General features: G+C 58.4%; 18 protein-coding genes. 9 read left to right on the top strand and 9 right to left on the bottom strand.

The genetic code is table 11. The annotated features are described in order from the left end of the window. Positions 1 to 24 precede the first annotated feature (24 nt). The 3 genes from HG264_RS00505 to HG264_RS00495 all read left to right on the top strand — a co-directional run bounded on the left by HG264_RS00505 (position 25) and on the right by HG264_RS00495 (position 3,503). A complete protein-coding gene (locus HG264_RS00505; RefSeq protein ID WP_169405829.1) occupies positions 25 to 711 on the top strand; it encodes a response regulator transcription factor in 687 nt (228 codons plus the stop codon). After that, the gene (locus tag HG264_RS00500; protein ID WP_169405828.1) at positions 708 to 2,039 is read left to right on the top strand and encodes an ATP-binding protein; all 1,332 of its coding nucleotides are present in this window, start codon (positions 708 to 710) and stop codon (positions 2,037 to 2,039) included. Before HG264_RS00505 ends, HG264_RS00500 begins: the two co-directional genes overlap by 4 nt. 75 nt (positions 2,040 to 2,114) lie before the next feature. Then, a complete protein-coding gene (locus tag HG264_RS00495) occupies positions 2,115 to 3,503 on the top strand; it encodes a rhodanese-like domain-containing protein (protein ID WP_169405827.1) in 1,389 nt (462 codons plus the stop codon). A 61-nt stretch (positions 3,504 to 3,564) separates the two neighbouring features. On the opposite strand, the gene HG264_RS00490 is transcribed toward HG264_RS00495, so the two are convergent. Genes HG264_RS00490 through HG264_RS00480 form a run of 3 tightly spaced genes read right to left on the bottom strand, consistent with a single transcriptional unit; the run spans position 3,565 to position 4,765 of the window. Next, positions 3,565 to 3,996: a YeeE/YedE family protein gene (locus tag HG264_RS00490; RefSeq protein WP_169405826.1), complete on the bottom strand. Its 432-nt coding sequence runs from the start codon at positions 3,994 to 3,996 to the stop codon at positions 3,565 to 3,567. Between the two features lie 8 nt (positions 3,997 to 4,004). Beyond that, positions 4,005 to 4,436, bottom strand: a complete 432-nt coding sequence (locus tag HG264_RS00485) for a YeeE/YedE family protein (RefSeq protein WP_169405825.1) — start codon at positions 4,434 to 4,436, stop codon at positions 4,005 to 4,007. After that, positions 4,433 to 4,765, bottom strand: coding sequence for a helix-turn-helix transcriptional regulator (locus tag HG264_RS00480; RefSeq protein ID WP_169405824.1), 333 nt, complete (start codon positions 4,763 to 4,765; stop codon positions 4,433 to 4,435). The genes HG264_RS00485 and HG264_RS00480 overlap by 4 nt, the downstream gene beginning before the upstream one ends. Positions 4,766 to 4,968: 203 nt before the next feature. Between HG264_RS00480 and HG264_RS00475 the strand changes: the two genes are divergently transcribed. Beyond that, positions 4,969 to 5,397: a DUF2892 domain-containing protein gene (locus tag HG264_RS00475; RefSeq protein WP_169405823.1), complete on the top strand. Its 429-nt coding sequence runs from the start codon at positions 4,969 to 4,971 to the stop codon at positions 5,395 to 5,397. A gap of 740 nt (positions 5,398 to 6,137) precedes the next feature. Beyond that, the gene (locus tag HG264_RS00465) at positions 6,138 to 6,299 is read left to right on the top strand and encodes a hypothetical protein (RefSeq protein ID WP_256663727.1); all 162 of its coding nucleotides are present in this window, start codon (positions 6,138 to 6,140) and stop codon (positions 6,297 to 6,299) included. 124 nt (positions 6,300 to 6,423) lie between these two features. On the opposite strand, the gene HG264_RS00460 is transcribed toward HG264_RS00465, so the two are convergent. Continuing rightward, positions 6,424 to 7,209 carry an SDR family oxidoreductase gene (locus HG264_RS00460; RefSeq protein ID WP_169405822.1) on the bottom strand — a complete coding sequence of 262 codons (786 nt, stop codon included), beginning with the start codon at positions 7,207 to 7,209 and terminating at the stop codon, positions 6,424 to 6,426. Between the two features lie 271 nt (positions 7,210 to 7,480). On the opposite strand from HG264_RS00460, the gene HG264_RS18740 reads away from it, so the two are divergent. Continuing rightward, positions 7,481 to 7,723 carry a YigZ family protein gene (locus tag HG264_RS18740; RefSeq protein ID WP_372240187.1) on the top strand — a complete coding sequence of 81 codons (243 nt, stop codon included), beginning with the start codon at positions 7,481 to 7,483 and terminating at the stop codon, positions 7,721 to 7,723. A 54-nt stretch (positions 7,724 to 7,777) separates the two neighbouring features. On the opposite strand, the gene HG264_RS00455 is transcribed toward HG264_RS18740, so the two are convergent. Continuing rightward, a complete protein-coding gene (locus HG264_RS00455) occupies positions 7,778 to 8,956 on the bottom strand; it encodes a hypothetical protein (protein WP_169405821.1) in 1,179 nt (392 codons plus the stop codon). Between the two features lie 485 nt (positions 8,957 to 9,441). Here HG264_RS00455 and HG264_RS00450 point away from each other — a divergent pair, with 485 nt between their 5' ends. Further along, positions 9,442 to 9,795: a hypothetical protein gene (locus HG264_RS00450; protein ID WP_218573028.1), complete on the top strand. Its 354-nt coding sequence runs from the start codon at positions 9,442 to 9,444 to the stop codon at positions 9,793 to 9,795. Here HG264_RS00450 and HG264_RS00445 read toward each other — a convergent pair. The 3 genes from HG264_RS00445 to HG264_RS00435 all read right to left on the bottom strand — a co-directional run bounded on the left by HG264_RS00445 (position 9,747) and on the right by HG264_RS00435 (position 13,328). Then, positions 9,747 to 10,736, bottom strand: a complete 990-nt coding sequence (locus HG264_RS00445) for a zinc-dependent alcohol dehydrogenase family protein (RefSeq protein WP_169405820.1) — start codon at positions 10,734 to 10,736, stop codon at positions 9,747 to 9,749. The two genes, HG264_RS00450 and HG264_RS00445, sit on opposite strands and share 49 nt — an antisense overlap. A gap of 114 nt (positions 10,737 to 10,850) precedes the next feature. Beyond that, entirely contained in the window at positions 10,851 to 11,765 is a 915-nt protein-coding gene (locus HG264_RS00440; protein WP_169405819.1) for a LysR family transcriptional regulator, read from the bottom strand. A 153-nt stretch (positions 11,766 to 11,918) separates the two neighbouring features. Further along, on the bottom strand, positions 11,919 to 13,328 hold the full coding sequence (locus HG264_RS00435; protein WP_218573027.1) for an MFS transporter: 1,410 nt from the start codon (positions 13,326 to 13,328) through the stop codon (positions 11,919 to 11,921). Positions 13,329 to 13,994: 666 nt separating this feature from the next. Here HG264_RS00435 and HG264_RS00430 point away from each other — a divergent pair. After that, positions 13,995 to 15,062, top strand: a complete 1,068-nt coding sequence (locus HG264_RS00430; RefSeq protein ID WP_169405817.1) for a BMP family ABC transporter substrate-binding protein — start codon at positions 13,995 to 13,997, stop codon at positions 15,060 to 15,062. Between the two features lie 57 nt (positions 15,063 to 15,119). Here the strand turns inward: HG264_RS00430 and HG264_RS00425 are convergent, their stop codons facing one another. Next, positions 15,120 to 16,475 (bottom strand): amidohydrolase family protein, encoded by a 1,356-nt coding sequence (locus HG264_RS00425; protein WP_169405816.1) that lies wholly within the window; start codon positions 16,473 to 16,475, stop codon positions 15,120 to 15,122. Between the two features lie 467 nt (positions 16,476 to 16,942). Here HG264_RS00425 and HG264_RS00420 point away from each other — a divergent pair, with 467 nt between their 5' ends. Next, positions 16,943 to 17,959, top strand: coding sequence for an isopenicillin N synthase family oxygenase (locus HG264_RS00420; RefSeq protein WP_169405815.1), 1,017 nt, complete (start codon positions 16,943 to 16,945; stop codon positions 17,957 to 17,959). Positions 17,960 to 18,035 lie beyond the last annotated feature (76 nt).

The following is an 18,035-nucleotide window of genomic DNA, read 5'->3' as shown; positions in this document are numbered from 1 at the left end:
CGATATTTTCAACGAACCCGTCCCATGCACGTATTGCTCACCGAAGACAACGCACTCATTGCCAGCGGCGTCTCCGCCGGACTTGAAGCCCAGGGCTTTGTGGTGACGCACGCCGCTACGGCCGCGCAGGCTGATGCCACCCTGCGCAATGCGAGGGTCGACGTGATGATTCTGGATCTCGGGCTGCCCGATGAGGATGGCTTGCAGCTTCTGCAGCGCCTGCGCCGACGCGGTGTTGAACTGCCCGTATTGATCCTGACCGCACGCGATGCAGTAACCGAGCGCGTCGCGGGATTGCAGGCGGGCGCTGATGATTACCTGATCAAACCCTTCGACCTGCGCGAACTGGCCGCACGCCTGCATACGTTGCTGCGCCGCGCCGCCGGGCGCAGCAGTCATCTGATCGAACATGGCCCGCTCATTTATGATCCGGCAGCCTGCACCGCCACCTTCAACGGCGAGTCGATTGAGCTATCACGCCGCGAGCAGTCACTGCTGCAGGCATTGCTGCAGAACCCCGGCCGTGTGCTCTCGGCCGAGCAACTGAAAGACGCGGTGTACGGATTAAGCGACGAGGTCGAGAGCAACGCCTTGAACGTGCACATCCACCATCTACGCCGCAAGCTGGGCGGCGGTATTGTCGAGACGGTGCGCGGGCTCGGCTATCGCCTGGGGCCGCCGGGGCGTTTACCGGATCATTCCGACTCATGAGTTTGCGACTGCGGTTGATCATCACGCTGGGCTCGGCCTTCGTATTGTTATGGAGCCTGGCAGCGGCCTGGATGCTGTTCGATGTGCGCAATCAGCTGATGCTGTCGCTGGATCAGCGTCTGGCTGCCTCCGCGCGCATGGTCGCCCGATTGCTGGTTCAGCTGCCCCAGCCCGAACTCACCGAGGGCGGCGTCACCCGATTGCGTGCCGAACAACTGGGCATCGAGAACGGCCTCGCCTGCCAGGTCAGTTCACTGCGCGGTGAGGTCATTGCACGCAGCCACTCCTCGCCGGATTCAGTGCTCGACGCTCAGCAGGTCGGCTTCCGCGATCAGATGGTTGGCGATACGGCCTGGCGCAGCTTCACACTGGTTCAGAACGGTATGCGCATCACTACCGCCGACCGGCTCGACGAACGCGACACACTCCAGCGCTCGGTGCTGCTCGCCGCCGCCGTCCCGGTTCTATTTGCCCTGCTGGGGAGCCTGATCGCGCTGTGGTTTGGAGTAAGCAACGGGCTCGCGCCCCTGCGGCGTATTCGCACCGCACTGGCCGAGCGCACTGCCGATTCAGTCGAGCCGCTGCGTATCGAGCCGCTGCCTGCCGAGTTGGCGCCGCTGGTAGCCACGCAGAATCAGTTATTCCAGCGCTTCGCTCAGACCATCGAACGCGAACGCCGCCTGACCGATGACGCCGCGCATGAATTGCGCAGCCCGCTTACGGCAATCAAGACCCATCTGCAGGTCGCCTCGATGACCACCGGCGAGCGTTCCCGGCAGGCGTTGATTCAGGCCGAAGTCGGTGCCGACCGCATGCACCGCACGCTTGAGCAGCTGTTGATGCTAGCGCGGGTTGAAGGGCGCGTCTCCTTTGATGATGGCCTGCGCTGCCTGCCGATCGATGTCGCTCACACCGCGCTTGCCGATGCCAACCAGCAACAGGGCGCGCCGGTGGAGCTGATCACTGCTGAGGATATTCCGGAGAGGTTCATCGCCATGCCCCCGGTGCTGGCGATCGCCGCGCTGCGCAACCTGCTGGACAACGCGCGCCGTCATACGCGCGTCGGCACCCGTGTTGAACTCAGGCTAACTGCGTCGGATGCCGACCGGGTCTGCTTCAGGGTCAGGGATTACGGCCCTGGTATTTCCACCGACAAGCTGGAGCAGATTACCGAGCGCTTCTGGCGCAACAGCGACGGTGACGGCAGCGGGCTCGGCCTGTCCATCGTCAAGGCCATCGCTGAGCGCTGCGAATGCGAGCTGCGCTTCGTGTCGCTGGATGACGGGCTGCAAGTGGACTTTATCGTCGGGCTGCAACCAGCCGACTGAGATGGTCGGCGTACCGAACTATCGGCGCCCGACCTGTCCCACTGCAGTAAGAGCGATTAACCGAAGGAGATAACCATGCTTGTTTTCGAGCGCGTGTATACCGACGGATTAGCCCAGCTTTCCTATATGGTGGGTGACAGTAAAGCCGCCGTCGCGGCGGTCATTGATCCCAGACGGGATACCGATGTGTATCTGCGCATGGCCAGAGAGCGCGGTTTGCGCATCGCCTATGTAATCGAAACCCATATCCACGCCGACTTTGTATCCGGCGCGCAGGCCCTGGCCAGGCAAACCGGTGCCGAACTCATCGGCGGGCGCTCGGATGCCTACGAGTTCGAGTTGCGCCAGGTCAGTGGCGGAGAGACTTTCGAGCTGGGTCAGGTTCGTTTGCAGGTAATGCACTCCCCGGGACATACCCCTGAACACATTTCCCTGCTTCTGTTTGACAGCCAGCAGGGCGACCAGCCCTTCGCTCTGTTCACCGGCGACACCCTGTTCAATCTCGACGTCGGCCGGCCCGATCTGCTCGGCGATGGCAGCGAGCGGAAAATGGCTGCAAAACTGTTCGATACCCTGATGAACGGCTATCTGCCGCTCGGCGAGCGCGTCGAGATGTATCCCTGTCACGGAGCCGGATCGGCGTGCGGCAAGTCGATTGGCGACCGTCAACACTCCACCCTCGGTAACGAACTGCTGTTCAATCCTGCATTGCGCGAACAACGCAGCGAAGAGGAGTTCGTCGACTGGCTACTCAAGGACATGCCGGAGCCGCCTCGCCACTACGCACGACTGAAAAAGACCAATACCAAGCGCGCCAACATGGACGGCCCCGCCCTGCCCCCGCCCCTTTCCCCTCAGGCGTTTCAGGAAATCGCCGGGCAGGACGGCGTGCAGATCGTCGATATCCGCTCCATTCTGGCGTTTGGCGGCGGCCATGTGCCCGGCGCGATCAACATCGCCCTGCGTAACGAGTTCATCAACTGGGCAGGCTGGATGCTCAGCGCTGAGCGACCCATTCTGCTGATTGGCGAATCAGACGAGGACGTCCAGCAGGCCATCATGCAGCTCTACCGCATCGGTGTGGATGATGTCAGAGGCTATCTGCGCAATGGCATGACCGACTGGCAGAACGCTGCCCTGCCGCTGGCGCAGATCGGGGAATGGACGGTTCATGAACTGAACGCCCGCCGCGCAGAGGCCGACGTGCAGGTGCTCGATGTACGCAGCCCGGGCGAGGTAGCCAATGGGCGTGTACCCGGTGCCCGACATATCTTCGTCGCTCACCTCGCAGAGCATCTCGATAAACTTGATCGGGATAAAATCACGGTCACCTATTGCGGCTCCGGCTACCGCGCGTCCATCGCAGCGAGCATTCTCAAACGAGAAGGCTTCCAGAAGGTCGCCAATACGCCGGGCTCCTGGATGGCATGGAACGCGGCCGGCTTGCCGGTACAGAAGGACTGAATCGCGCGTCAGCAGGCGTACCATCGCGTGCCGCCTGCTGACGTGCGAAACAAACCCGCCGTTACTGGCGGGCCGAACCGGCCGTCATCCGCGAATGCAGTTCATAAATCCCCATACCCGCCAGCATCGCTGCGACAAATATGACCGGCTCAACCATGCCAGTGAACAGCGATGCCACCGCAGGCCCCGGGCAATATCCGGCCAATCCCCAACCCGCACCAAAAGCCAGACCGCCCAGCACCAGACGCCGGTCGATCTGGGTAGCAGTCGGGAGGCGCATTTCCTCGCCCAGCACGGCTCGGGTGCGCTTCGAAGCAAAGAAGAACGCCACGCTCGACACCAGAATGGCGCCACCCATCACCAGACCCAGCGAGGGGTCCCACACACCGCCAATATCAAGGAAGCCCAGCACCTTTGACGGATCGGTCATGCCCGACAGGATCAGTCCGAAGCCAAACACCAGGCCGACTACAAACGCGCTCAGAATATTCATATCAGGCCTCAGCTAATCAGATGACGGACGATGAACACGGTGAGGAACCCGCTGGCCATGAACGCCAGCGTCGCCACCAGCGAGCGCGGCGAACGGCGCCCCAACCCGCACACGCCGTGACCACTGGTGCAGCCCGAGCCATAACGGGTGCCAACGCCGACCAGCAAGCCGGCAGCGATGAGCACTGCCACACTGGCTTTCACCTCGACTGCCGGCAACGTGAAGGCGCTCTGGTACAACAGCGGCGCCAGCACCAACCCGACAATAAATGCCACCCGCCAGAACACATCACCTTTTGCAGGTCGCAGCAGGCCGCCGACAATCCCGCTGATGCCGGCAATTCGACCGTTAAGCAGGATGAACATGGCCGCCGCCGAACCAATCAACATGCCGCCTGCCAGTGAAGCCCAGGGCGTAAAGTTTGCCCAATCAATGGTCATATCGCCTCCTCCCCGTCTGGCTGCTGCTCACAGTAAAGCGCGTAAAGCACCTGCATGACCGCCATCGCGTTCGCGCTGATGATGCTGTAGTAGACCTGTTTGCCTTCCCGGCGCGTGCTGACCAGACCGTTCTGCCGGAGCACGGTCAGCTGTTGCGAAAGCGTCGGTTGCGTAACGCCCGTCGAATCCGCGAGCTCGGCGACGCAGTACTCGCCCTGGGTCAGCTGGCAGAGGAGCAAAAGCCGGTCAGCGTTACCCAGCACCTTGAGCAGAGCGCAGGCCTCGGTAGCCGACTGGCGAAGCGTTTCTAGGTCAAAAGAAGGGTTCACGGCTGGTCCTGTGAAGTAAAGGAAAGATTACATTATGCTTTCACAATATATAATTCAATATATCGTCCAGAACCCATGGCCGCCTATCTGGTGTCTGGTTCGTACAGGAACAGAGCGCTGATCGGGCTTTCTTAATCCTGAAGGCTGATAACCCTTTCATGAAACGCCGCCCACCCGGCGGCGTACAGGATCAGGAGCCAACCATGACACCCAGCCAGCAAAACCTTGCAACCAACGATCAGGCCGACCGCGTCCGCCGTTCAACATCCGATGACATCAACCGCAGCATCGATGACCAGACCGATGCCAACATCAGACGCTTTAGCCAGCGGAGTCATAACGACATCAGACAGCGGATCGAAGCTCTGGACCGGGAGTGGGACGTGGAGCGCGTGCTGGAGGTGAATGCTTCAACGCTTGCGCTTACCGGTCTGGTGTTAGGGCTGACCACCAACCGTAAGTGGCTATTCCTGCCCGGCGTGGTATTGCCCTTCCTGCTGCAACATGGCGTGCAGGGCTGGTGTCCGCCGCTTCCCATCCTGCGGCGCTTGGGTATCCGCACCCGGGGCGAGATAGATCGGGAAAAGTACGCACTGATCAATGCACTGGAAAGCTCTACGCCGTCAACTTGATCAACGAGTGCCTATCAGCTCGGCGTCCGCTTTTCACCGGGGACGCCCTGCTGGTCGATGGCTGCGGCCGAACCGATCTTCAGAATGGCTGTGCGAATAACCTGTGCCACAGCGTCAGGGAAGGCTTTTGCACTTCGACAAGAACCTGCGCCAGTACTGCGAACAGATGGAGCACAGCCCCCGAGGTTGAGCCGTCGCTCCCCGGAACCATAATCCGACGAACGGGCGTTTGAATGCCGAACACAGCGCCCGCGAGCGAGTCCCACAGGCATGCGATGCTTTTATCTACCCGACCAGAACGTGACACTCGAACCCGCACGCGAGGTACTGCCCGGTCTGTGGGTCGGCAAACACTCCGGCCGCGCTCTGGAGCAAATCCGCAGAGAGCATCCCTCCATCCTGCTCATCGACCAACGCCACCTCGGCAGTGAACGCCAAGCCCCCAGGCAATCGAGCCTTTCTCAGTTTCGTTAGTACCTGATGGTCTCTTCGTTAGACTCATCCAATAGAATCAGGCAGTACACCATAGCGAATGATCAGTCTGACGATTCTGCTATGTACCTCCCCGCACGCCGCGCTGCTGTTTGAACCTGTTCATGCTATCGGGCTGGCAGCGCAAGGCATCAGGGTTACCACTAGCCAGTTAATAAAAAATGAGGATAATCCAGGAAAGTTAATATTTTCTTGGGTTGCTGAAGAAAAAATGCGAACCACGCAGAGAATTAAAGGCGAACCTGGTAATGATGTGCCTGACGCATAACGGGGTGGCCTCCAACAACCGTCGCAAGCAGTATCAATACTCGGTGCAAGCTGAGGTATTTGATTACATTGAGCACGTCACACAGGCTTTGCTTAAACAGCAGGAGATGGATGAACAACAGGTCGAACAAGGCAACAAGTAGCTGAGCGCCGAACACCATGGCGCCGCTACTGTTATAACCAACCCTGCAGAAAGGAATGTCGATCTCACCCCCATTATTTCCCTCAAGAACGGCAGCGTGTCCGGCTATTGGATGACGCTGTTTCTCAGAAGGTCCCCGGGTAGGCCCCGCCATCGATCAACAGATTCTGCCCGGTGATGTAGCCGCCATGGGTGCTACAGAGAAACGCGCAATACGCCCCAAACTCCGCAGGAGAACCAAACCGCGCAGCCGGTATCGCCTTGCGGCGTGCCTCCGTGGTTGCCTGCAAGTCACCGCTGGCCTGGCTCGCGGCCTGCAGGGTTTTGTGCAGGCGTGCCGTATCGAACGCGCCCGGAAGCAAATTGTTCAGCGTCACGTTGCGCCCGGCCAGGCGCTGCTGGCGCGCTATGCCGGCAATAAAACCGGTCAGGCCGCTACGTGCACCATTGGACAGGCCGAGAATGTCTATCGGTGCCTTCACCGCACCGGAAGTGATGTTCACCACCCGGCCAAAACCGCGCTCTGCCATGCTGTCGACCACAGCCTTGATCAGCTCGATGGGCGTGAGCATATTGGCGTCCAGCGCCTTGAGCCAGTCGTCTCGATCCCAATCACGGAAATCCCCCGGCGGCGGCCCCCCTGCGTTGTTGACCAGAATGTCGACCTGCGGGCAAGCGCCAAGCAGCGCCTGACGTGTCGCAGGTTCGGCGACATCACCGGCGACCGTAACCACCTCGATTGCCGGAAACCGGCCACGCAGCTCGGCAGCCGTTTGCTCCAGCGTAGTTGCGGTACGCGCATTGATCACGAGATTAACGCCCTCGCCCGCCAGCGCCTCGGCGCAGCCTTTGCCCAGCCCCTGGCTGGCAGCGCAAACAATCGCCCAGCGGCCTTTGATACCTAGATCCATGATCGGCTCCTTGTTGAATGAGTTGTGGGGGTGCGATCGCATCAATGATGCTGCAACACATAGCGGCTAAATATCACGGCCCGCAGCAATTGATCCTGACGAATAAATAAGCAGCTATCGGCGGGAAGCGGAAGATCAGCTCGAAAATAATTTGCCTCAATACTACGTGCCAGCTTGTGACCGACAGCATCCTGCCCTATGCCGCTGCGAGTTCTGCGGGCACGCTTGCGGGACCCTGTATGCACAGCTGACGCCGGGTTAAGCTTGCGCCATGTACAGTCTTGTCCAGCCCGTCACCCATATTCTGGAAATTCGCAGAAGCCGATTTCTTGCTTTTGTCGAGCCCGTGCCTGATCGCACTGCGGCGCAAGCCCGCGTGATCGAGCTGCATGCCGGCTGCGCCCATGCGTGGTGGGCGCTTCTAGCTGACGCGCATAGCTCGGCAGCTGACGATGCTGAGCCCTCCAGCACAGCAGGCCGTCCGATGCTGAAGTCTTGCGACATCAGGAGTTAGGTAATCCCCCCATAAAGCACCCAGCTTGTTTTCGTAACACCTGAGCTATCATATTCACGGCTCTAAATATCGGCGAAGCCGGTGTTTAACAGCAGTCTTGGTAAGCGCAGCATCGTATTTGAAATCAATGACGGCCACACCATTTTCCAGACACATCCGCCGCTTCAGTTCGTCACGCATAACCACACGATGATGAGCCTCCTCCCCTCCGAATACAGGTAGAGGCTTGTAGTGCTGTTCTCCTTGATGCTCGATCGCAAGTCCCAGTTCTGGCAGATAAATGTCGATACGCATCCTACCCAGCCAGTCTGGCGACGCTTCCCGCAATACCAGATTGTCTGGAAAGATTTCACGAATGAGGCCATAAAGCGCCGATTCACGTTTCCATCGACTTAAACCAAGGACGTGCATAATCTCTGCTCTGGCTGTTCGTTCGTCAACACCCAGATCGAGCATTACTTGGGCGACATAGGCGTTGTAATTAGTCTCAATACTCGCGCCATATCTTTCATCATCGGAGGCCTTACGTGATATGCAAAGGTGGCAGAGATTTTCGCTGTATTTGAACCCGACAAGACATTTTCTCAAGTCCCCTATACCAATGTGTTCGAAATGAGGGCGCATTATCGCGTCGTTGTGGTAAGGCATAGAACACGAGCACAGGAACCGCTCGCCAGTCAACATATGATCGAACGTTACGGCTCGGTGCCACCAAGATACTACCTCTGGACCAAAATTGGCGATGAGGGGCTGAAGCAAAGTGGCGTGAGATAGAGCGTTCTGAATGGCTTGAATAAAATCTGTGCCAAGCCGGATATGGTTGATCGTAATCGTATGATTTATCTGGCGCTTGAGCTTTTTGACTTTCAGCCGGAAGACTCGCGACACTACACCTCCGTACATAATAGGCAGCAACTCTATTCCCGATGAAGCGAAACTGACATCCTCAAAGCTATCCTCAGGCTTCGTTGCGATAGTGATTTCTGGATACCACGTGTCATAGCCAACGCTCAGCAAAGTTGGAAGAGAAGCGAATCGCTGCTTGAAGTAAGAAGAGTGAAATCTGACAGCGGGGGGCTTAATGAGAATATCAGAGAACGATTCCATGAAGCATTGCCGCAGATGAGCCTCAAGAGCACGTTCTATAGCAAGGACAGGGGTCATTCCCGGCGACTCTAGATCCTGTACGATCGGTTTAATGAGCGTTGTTCCGTCAACTAAGACTTTCTTCATCCCGATCTCCCGCCTCCATAGTGACGGCCAATGGTCACCTTATCGCGAAGCCTAACAAATAGCGACAAGCGTTAACCACCTCAGAGAATGGGATAAATTTGAAACGAAACGAATCAAAAAAAACCCAAGGTTTACTCGGCAATTAGTCTCTCCCCGGTGCTACTTCCGTTCATCTGCAAACCAGTTAGCGTCTCTAATTCTCGGTTTCAGTTCGTCCTCGCCGACTTTACTTCTTCCGACTTTGGTTGATTCTGAAGGTTATTGACCGCTACTACTGCCGATTTGAACTTGCGCTGTTCCATTACGAAAATCAGACCATTTCAAGAGATACGCGGGCGTCTGCTTGGGCCTCGGTCGTACCGATGAAGCCCGCAAAGCATACCAGTCCTCATTCAGCACTGTTTCCCTCCTCATAGTTTTCCTGATCAGTTAACTAGCTTTCCGCTTCATTAATTTCTGAATGCGAATCGCCGCAAGCGAATGGCATGACCAAAACAATAATCCAACAATGTGCGATGAGCTTGAAGCAGAAACTGGTCTTGGCGGCTGCGTCGGCTTTCTCGACCCAGACGCTGGCGGATGATCCATCAAAGATCGGTTTCGTATACGTCAGCCCCGTTGGTCACGGATGGAGGCGTAATCAGCATGATCAAGGTCGGCTCGCGGTTGAGAAACATTTTGGCGAGGCGGTGCAGACCACTTATGTGGAAAACGTAAACGAAGGCGCGGATGCGAAGCGTCCACTCGTGAAGCAGCCCAACCCGTCGGGTTGGACTGCTTCCAATGGCTGTCACACCGTCACGACAATCTTGCCAACCTGGGCATTAGCTTCCATGTAGCGATGCGCTTTGGCGATATCTTCGAACGCAAAGGTACGGTCGATAACCGGGTGCAGTTTGCCGCTGGCCAGTCCTGCGTTGACGAAGGCCTTGGCTTGCTCAAGCTTTTTCGAATTACCGGTGATCTCGAACAGCTCATATCCTCGCAGGGTCAGATGCTTGCCAAGGACATCCATGACCGGCACGGGAATGTCCTCGACATCCAGTTCACCGTACTGGAAGAAGATGCCCTGCATGCCGAGCACCTTGAAGATGTTTCCGGCGTACGCACCGCCAACCGGATCGAAGGCCATGCGGGCGCCTTTGCCGTCGGTGATCGACATCACTTCGTTGATCAGATCCTGTTCTTCAGTGGCAATCACGTGGGCTGCGCCGGCGTCGAGTAGCGCCTGGCTTTTTTGACTGGTACGCGTCAGCGCGACCGGCACCGCACCGACCATGTTGGCGATCTGAATGGCCGCCAGGCCGACACTGCTGGACGCGGCTCGAATGAGCACAGTTTCTCCGGCCTGCAGATTGCCGATATCGATCAGCGCACCGTAGGCGGTGACGAACATCATCCAGCTGGCTGCGGCCTCTTCGAATGAGAGGTTCTCCGGATGCTTGACCAGAGCGTGCACGGGAACATTGACCAACTCGCCATACATCCCGTAATCCGCAAACGAAAATGCCGGGACGACGCTGACGGCATCGCCGATGTTGAAGCCAGCCGCATCCGGCCCGAGCGCTTCCACGAGGCCGGCAGCTTCATAACCCAGAATGGCAGGAAAGCGGGGCTCGATGACGTACTGGCCGGTTCGGTACATTATTTCGGCGCGATTGATTCCGAGCGCTTTTACACGAATCTGCACCTCACCCGCTTGTGGGGCGGCAACATCCACCTCGTCGATCTGCAGAACTTCGGCATCGCCGGTATGGTGAAAACGGACAACTCGCGACATGAAGACATACTCCTGTTTGTCGTCCTCGGGAAGAAGACGGGACATGGGGAGCACATTAGTCCCTGGACTGGTAAAGATCAGCTCATCAATTGCGAAATGATTGTTACCGAAGGGTTAACAATCTTCGCCTGTTAAATGTTGCTGGTCGAGCAGCTCGGTCAACCAGTCAATGAAGACACGCACCTTGGGCGCCAGATAAGTCCGGCTCGGATACAGGATCGAAACAGCTTTGGGCATGGCGGGATAATCCGCCAGCACCTGAACCAGCTGTCCCGTATCGAGATAGGGTTGCAGGGCGGGCCTTACGCCCTGCAACAAGCCGAACCCTGCCAGCCCGCAGGCCAGAAGCGCCTCGGATTCGTTGGTCACGATGCCGCTGCGCAGCTTCAAGGTGACGGTAGTGTTTTCAACGCGAAAGGCCCAATCCACCAGCTTGCGCTCACGGCCAGTGAAGAAGTTGATCGCCTGGTGCTGCTTAAGGTCTTCCAGGGTCCCCGGCATGCCATAACGCTCGAGATACTGTGGCGAAGCGCAGGTCACCATCGGTATTGCACCGATCCGCCTCACTATCAGGCTGGAGTCCTTCAGCTCCCCCAGCCTGACGACACAGTCGATGCCATCCTCCAACAGATCCACGGGCTGATCCGTCGCACCCAGGGTCAGTTCGTTCTGTGGGTAGCGCTGCTGGAATTCGGGCAAGGCTGGAATGATGACAGACTTCGCCAGTGTGACGGGCAGGTCCAGGCGCAACCGGCCTGTAGGAACGACGGCATGGCTGGTGAACGAACTGAATGTGTCATTCACGTCCTCCAGGAGCCGCTTGCAGCGGTGATAGAATTCGCCGCCCTCTGTGGTCAGGCTGACCTTGCGTGTGGTTCGGTGCAGCAACCGCACTCCCAACTCCCGCTCGAGCTGCTGTACGGCCTTGGTGATGGTCGGGCGATGTAATTGCAAAACCTCGGCGGCCTGCGTGAAGCTGCCGCTATCCACTACCTGAACGTAGATCTGCATTGTCTGCAGCTGGTCCATGCTCGATTCCCACCAGTAATCAAGAATGGCGCATCCTAGCATGGCGGCCAGAACTCGACTTCGTGGGGTCGGATCTCGCGCGTTACGCTTTCCCAAGCGCAAAAAAAGAGGGCGCGATGCGCCCTCTGGATGTTGATATTACGGCGTGGCCGGTTATTTCCCCTCTCTGTCCACCATATCCTTGCCCAACCGGGTCCAGGTCAGCAGGAAGCACAGAGCGCTGGCAGCGTACAGGCAGGCCATTATGATCATGGAGGTTTGCAGGCTTTGTGCGTAAACCTGTCCACAGACGTCCTGCAGGCTCTGGTTCAGCTGACCGACGACGGCGGGGTGACACTGATTCCGCGTCAGTTCGCCAGCCGCAACCCCAAGCTCGGCGATGCCGGACTTGAAGAAGATGTCGGAGATCGCGCCAATGAACAGCGGGCCGAAGCCGTAGCCAAGCAGGTTGACGAGCAGCAGCATCACTGCTGTGGCCATTGCGCGCACACGCATGCTCACTACGCCCTGGCCGATCGTGTACTGGGCAGCTAGATAGCCGTACTTCACAAAGCCACCGATGATCAAGCCGATTGCAGCGAAAAGCAGATTGTCGGCGGTGAAGGCAAAGATATAAAAGGGGATCGACAGGGCCAGGCCTATCGCCGGTACCCAGGCGATGGCGCCCGGATGCTTCTTGTACATCCTGGTTGCCAGCCAACCGGTGGCGAAGGTGCCAACGGCGGCGGACAGGGCGACGGGCGTGTTGATCCAGATCGCCGCCTGACCGGCGGTGATTTCATAGGTGCGGACCAGAAAGAGCGACTGGAAGGAGGAGATACCGTAACCGCAGAACGCGGCAATGGTGGCGCCGGCGGTCATCAGCCAGAAAGCAGGCTTGCCCATCAACTCGTGGACAGCCTCGCCCAGGCTGGCTCGCTCCTTTTTCGCGGCTTCCGGCGGATCGGTGTAGCCGCGCGGCGGCTCTTTGACCGTGAGTTTGAAGACAAGGGCGACCAGCAAGCCCGGCAAACCTACGACGAAAAAGGCGGTGCGCCAGTCAAATGTGTCGGTAACCCAGCCGCCGATGATGTTGGCGAACATGGTGCCGAGCGTAACGCCCATGGCGTAGAAGCCCAGTGCCTGAGACCGTTCGCGCGGAATGAAATAGTCCGCGATCAGAGAGTTGGCTGGAGGCGTACAGCCGGCCTCGCCAATACCCACACCGACGCGACACATCAGCAGGATCCAGAACGCGCCGATGGTGACCGAGCCGATAGTGACTTCCGTCGCCAAGCCGCAAAGCGCTGTCATCACCGACCACAAGGCCACGCAGACAGTCATGATCCACACGCGATTGGCGACATCGGCAAAGCGCGCTAGCGGGACGCCCACGGCGGTGTAGAGCAAGGCGAAACCGAAGCCGGTGAGAAGCCCGAACTGGGTATCTGTAATCCCGAGGTCCGGCACCAGGTCGGGGCCGACGACCGCGAGCAGTGCGCGGTCGACAAAATTCAGGATGTAAATGAATGTCAGCGCGAAGAGCACATAATTGCGGTAGGCCTTGGAGCCGTAGCCGGTCAAGTGGCCTTGGGCTCCCCCCTCTCCCGCAGTGATAGGTCTCATGACAGTCCCCCTTCTAAGTATGTTGTTATAGATAAATGCGCGCTGTATCGCCCGCTGATATTGCCCACTCCAGGCGGTGTTTGTCTGGCCTTAAGAACAGTTGAAAGCCCCTACCCGACTAGACGAACCTTGCCACTATATCGGCATAGCGGGGTACGGTGGAGCGCAGAATTGTTGAGTTTTGTCGCGAGTAATATTCAGCCCCGAGCGAATGCCGGGACTCAGGCTTATAGGAGTCACCGCGACGCGTGACATTACGGCATAACAGCGGAATGGCCAGACCTGAACTAGCCAAACATCCTTTTTGAATATCAGTCCATAAGCAAATGGCATAACTTGAGGAGCTCGCGTAACTGAAAGTTAGCCGAGGACGATACGTTAACGATTCAGACGAGTGCTTTGGACCGGCGCCAGTCCTACGGGTGATGACCGCAACCGCTACCGCTTTGGTGCACTCGCCACATTCCTTCCCCGCCCAAGCAAGGCGTTGAGCTATAGAACGCCTGGCCTGTCCCTGCCCAGCAACTTTCCTGATCAATTGGCCAGCTTTTTGCTTCATCCATCCCTGAGTGCGAATCGCCGAAAGCGAATGGCATGACCAAAATTGAAATCAGGAGATGTGCGATGAGCTTGAAGCAGAAACTGGCCTTAGCGGCTGCGTTGGCTTTTTCGACCCAGGTGCTGGCGGATGATCCATTAAAGATCGGCTTCGTATACGTCGGCCCCATTGGTGATCACGGATGGAGTTATCAGCATGATCAGGGTCGGCTCGCGGTGGAGAAACATTTTGGCGAGGCGGTGCAGACCACTTATGTGGAAAACGTGAACGAAGGGGCGGATGCGGAGCGCACTATTCGCCGCCTGGCCCAGGCCGGCAATGACCTGATTTTCACCACCTCCTTCGGATTCATGAACCCGACCGCGCGCGTGGCGGCGGACTATCCGGACAAGACATTCATGCATGCCACCGGCTACAAGCAGGCCGATAACCTGGGCACCTACCTCTCGGTCACTTACGAGGGACGTTATGTCACGGGTACTGCGGCCGGCCTGGTGACCGAGTCGGACACCATCGGCTATATCGCATCATTCCCGATCCCGGAAGTTATCCGTGACATCAACGCGACCTATCTTGGTGCGAAGGCGGTCAACCCTGACGTTCAGATGAAGGTCGTGTGGGTGAATACATGGTTCGATCCGGCCAAGGAGGCGGATGCGGCCAATACGCTGATGGATCAGGGCGCCGATGTAATCGTCCAGCACACCGACAGCCCTGCTCCGCTGCTTGCGGCGAACAAGCGTGGCAAGTGGGGCGTGGGTCAGGCCTCTGACATGAGCCACTTTGCGCCTGAAGCGCACCTGCTGTCAGTGGTCAACGATTGGGGTCCGTACTACATCAAACAGGTCCAGGCCGTTATGGATGACAACTGGAAATCCGAGGATTACTGGGGCGGCATCTCTGATGACGTGATCAGGATCGCAGCGATCAACGACCGTCTGACCGAAGCGCAGCGCAGCCAGGTGGATGGTCTTATCGCGTCGATCGGTAGCGGTGAATTCCACCCTTTCAGCGGTCCTCTGAAGAACCAGGCCGGCGAGCTGAAAGTGAAGGAAGGCGAGCATCTGAGCCAGAAGGAGCTTGCTGAAATGAACTGGTACGTCGAGGGCATTGACGCCACCAGCCCGCAGTAATGCCGTTCTGCTGCTCCGTTGAAGACCCCGGCACCGCGCCGGGGTCTTTTTTGCTTATCAGGACGCGGGCAGCTGAGCCACACACTCTTTCACGCGGGCGGTGAGCTCTGCCTCATCAAGCCCCTGCACCTCTCCGCCTGCCACCACCTGCCGGCCCTGCACAAAACTATGCTTCACTGTGGCCGGCTCGCCGCACATCAAGGGCGCCATCAACGGATAATGTACGCCGGCAAAGCGCGGCTGGTTGATGTCGTAGAGCACCAGATCAGCATCCATACCGACGGCAATCTCACCCACGCTATCCAGCCCCAACAGCTCAGCGCCGTTACGGCTGCCCCATTTCAGAACGCTTTCAAGGGATGTTGCCTCCGGACCGTGCAATGCGCGGTGGATAAGCCACGCAAGGTTCAGCTCCTGGAGCATCGAACCCGACTCCGCGGAGGCCGATCCATCCACGCCCAGCGTGATCTTTACCCCTGCTTCCTGCATTGCATGCACCGGCGCGACGCCGCTGCCGAGCCTGCAGTTTGAGGTCGGACAATGGGATATCGCGGTGTTTGTTTCAGCTAACCGTGAGACGGCGTGCGCGTCAGAATGCACCAGGTGCGCATACCAGACATCCTCCCCCAGCCAGCCACAGTCACCGGCGTGATCGATCGCACTCTTACCGTATTTCTGGCGTGCCTGTTGCTCATCAAAACCCACTTCCAGCAGATGAGAGTGCATGCCAAGGCCGAACTCCCGGGCATAGGCGGCCTGGGCTTTCAGGCCATCGACTGAACTCGAATGGATCAGGCTGGTAGGCGCCACCACCAGTTTGCGCATGGCGTCCGGCCCGGACTGATGGTATTTGCTGCGGGTATGTTCCAGGCGATTCAGCACCTGATCGAGGGATTCCGGCTCAATGCCGTGTTCGAGCATGCCCTGATGCGTCCCCGTCTCGGTCGCGCTGCCGCGACATAACACCAGACGAATACCGAGTTCGTCACCCGCTTGCCAGACCGCGTCCTCAAGCTCCGGCGAGGTGGTCGAGTGATACAGGTAATGGTGATCCGCGCAGGTGGTCGCACCCGAGCGCAGCAGCTCGTACAGCCCCAACCGCGCCGCGTGATACATAAGCTGCGGCGTGACCTTGGGCCAGAAACGATAGGGTACGGAGCCGAGCCAGTCGCCCAGGTTCTGGTTGAGGCCGGCGGGCACGCCCTTCATGATGGATTGCGCCAGATGGTGGTGCGTATTGACCAGCCCGGGCCAGACGACGCAGCCGCTGGCGTCGATGAGCTGTTCGGATGCGTCGGGCAGTAGCCCGGCTCCCATCTCGGTTATTCGACCGTCGCGTATGCGGATGTCGCGCACCGTGGCGGCATTATCCCGGGTAAAGCACGCGTCGGCATTCTTGATCAGGTAAGACATGAATCACTCCTTTTTCTGTCGGCGAGCAATGTCCCGGAGCACGACTCCTGACCGCTTCTACTCTGCTATGTGCACTCTGTTGGTTGCACTCATGTGCGGTGCAAATTCCTTTCCAACTGGGGTGGCCCGGAACGCGCCGGAAACCGCTGGGCGCGAGCCGGTAGAACCTGGTGACAGTTCAAATTTGGTGCAGACGGTCAGCTTTTGCTCGCCGAGAGTGCGCAGCGGCACCGCGCGGGCGGTTAGCAACGCACTGAAAAGCGCCCGGCCAGACTGAAATAATCTGGCCTGATTCGTGCTTTCTGATCAGAGCGGATCCTCGGATCCCGGACTTGAGTAGAAGCTGGCAGGGCGAAGCCCAGGTCATTGCTCAGTTATGGTCGGTGGCCACAAGGGTGCAGGCACTCCCTCCCCTTTGCAGGCCTCCGCTGCCCTCACCCGTTAACGGGTGCTACTCGGAGAACATCATGATTAATACCCTTACCCAGGAATACGGACTCAAAGAGCTTCAGCTGGAAACCACCTTTGGGGGCTTCGGCGTCGAGGCGGCGGGAGAAATCCCGATGATCGACCTCACCGATTTCGATAACCGGCGAGAAGAAATTTCTGATCAGTTGTGGCGTGCTGCCACGGAGGTGGGCTTTTTCCAGCTGGTGAATCACGGCCTGCCCACTGAACAGATCCACAAGGCATTCCGGTTATCGGAGGCTTTTTTTGATTTGCCGGACGAGCAGAAAGCCGCCTTTGCGCTCAAGAAGGGCCTGAATACCGGATGGGAATTCATGTCGCAGGTGCGCCCATCTACCCGCACCGCGGATCAGAAGGAATCCTTCCAGATCACCCTGCCGTATATGGATGATCTATGGCCCAACCAGACGGTGGTACCGGAATTCCAGCGGGTGATGCTGGATTTCGAATACCGCTCCTGGCAGATCGGCATGCAAGTGCTGTCGTGTTTCGCCGAAAGACTCGGCTTCGAGCGCGATTTCTTCACCCGGGCGCATGACCGTTCCCGTCCTGAATACCAGAGCACACTCCGCCTGTTGCATTATCTGCCGTTGCCCGACGACGAGCTCGACGCCAGTCTCTGGCGGGCAGGCGCGCACACCGATTACGACTGCCTGTCCATGGTGTTTCAACAGGAGGGCCAGGGCGGATTGCAGGTCAGCCCCGGTAAGGATGCCGAAGGTGCCGGCGATAATCGGGTGTGGTATTCGGTTATCCCGCACGATGGCGTGATCACCTGCAATGTCGGCGACATGTTGATGCGCTGGAGTGATGACCAGCTCAAGTCGACGCTGCACCGGGTGCGCATGCCCAAGCCAGGCGAATACCGCGGACCACGCTACAGCCTCGCGTTCTTCTGTCAGGCGAACAAGGATGTGATGATTCAGGGCCCGGCGGGCAAGTACGAACCGATCTCCGCAGCGGATTATCTGCTGCAGAGAATTCAGGCGAACTTCGCGGAAAAGAACCCGACCTAACAGGTTAACGCGCAGCCAGCACAGCGCTTTCACACTGTGCTGGCTGGCAAGACCAGGCCATCAACCCAGCCAACGT

The organism is Pseudomonas sp. gcc21, assembly GCF_012844345.1.
Lineage (GTDB): Bacteria > Pseudomonadota > Gammaproteobacteria > Pseudomonadales > Pseudomonadaceae > Halopseudomonas.
This window is presented reverse-complemented; position numbering and strand designations above follow the sequence as displayed.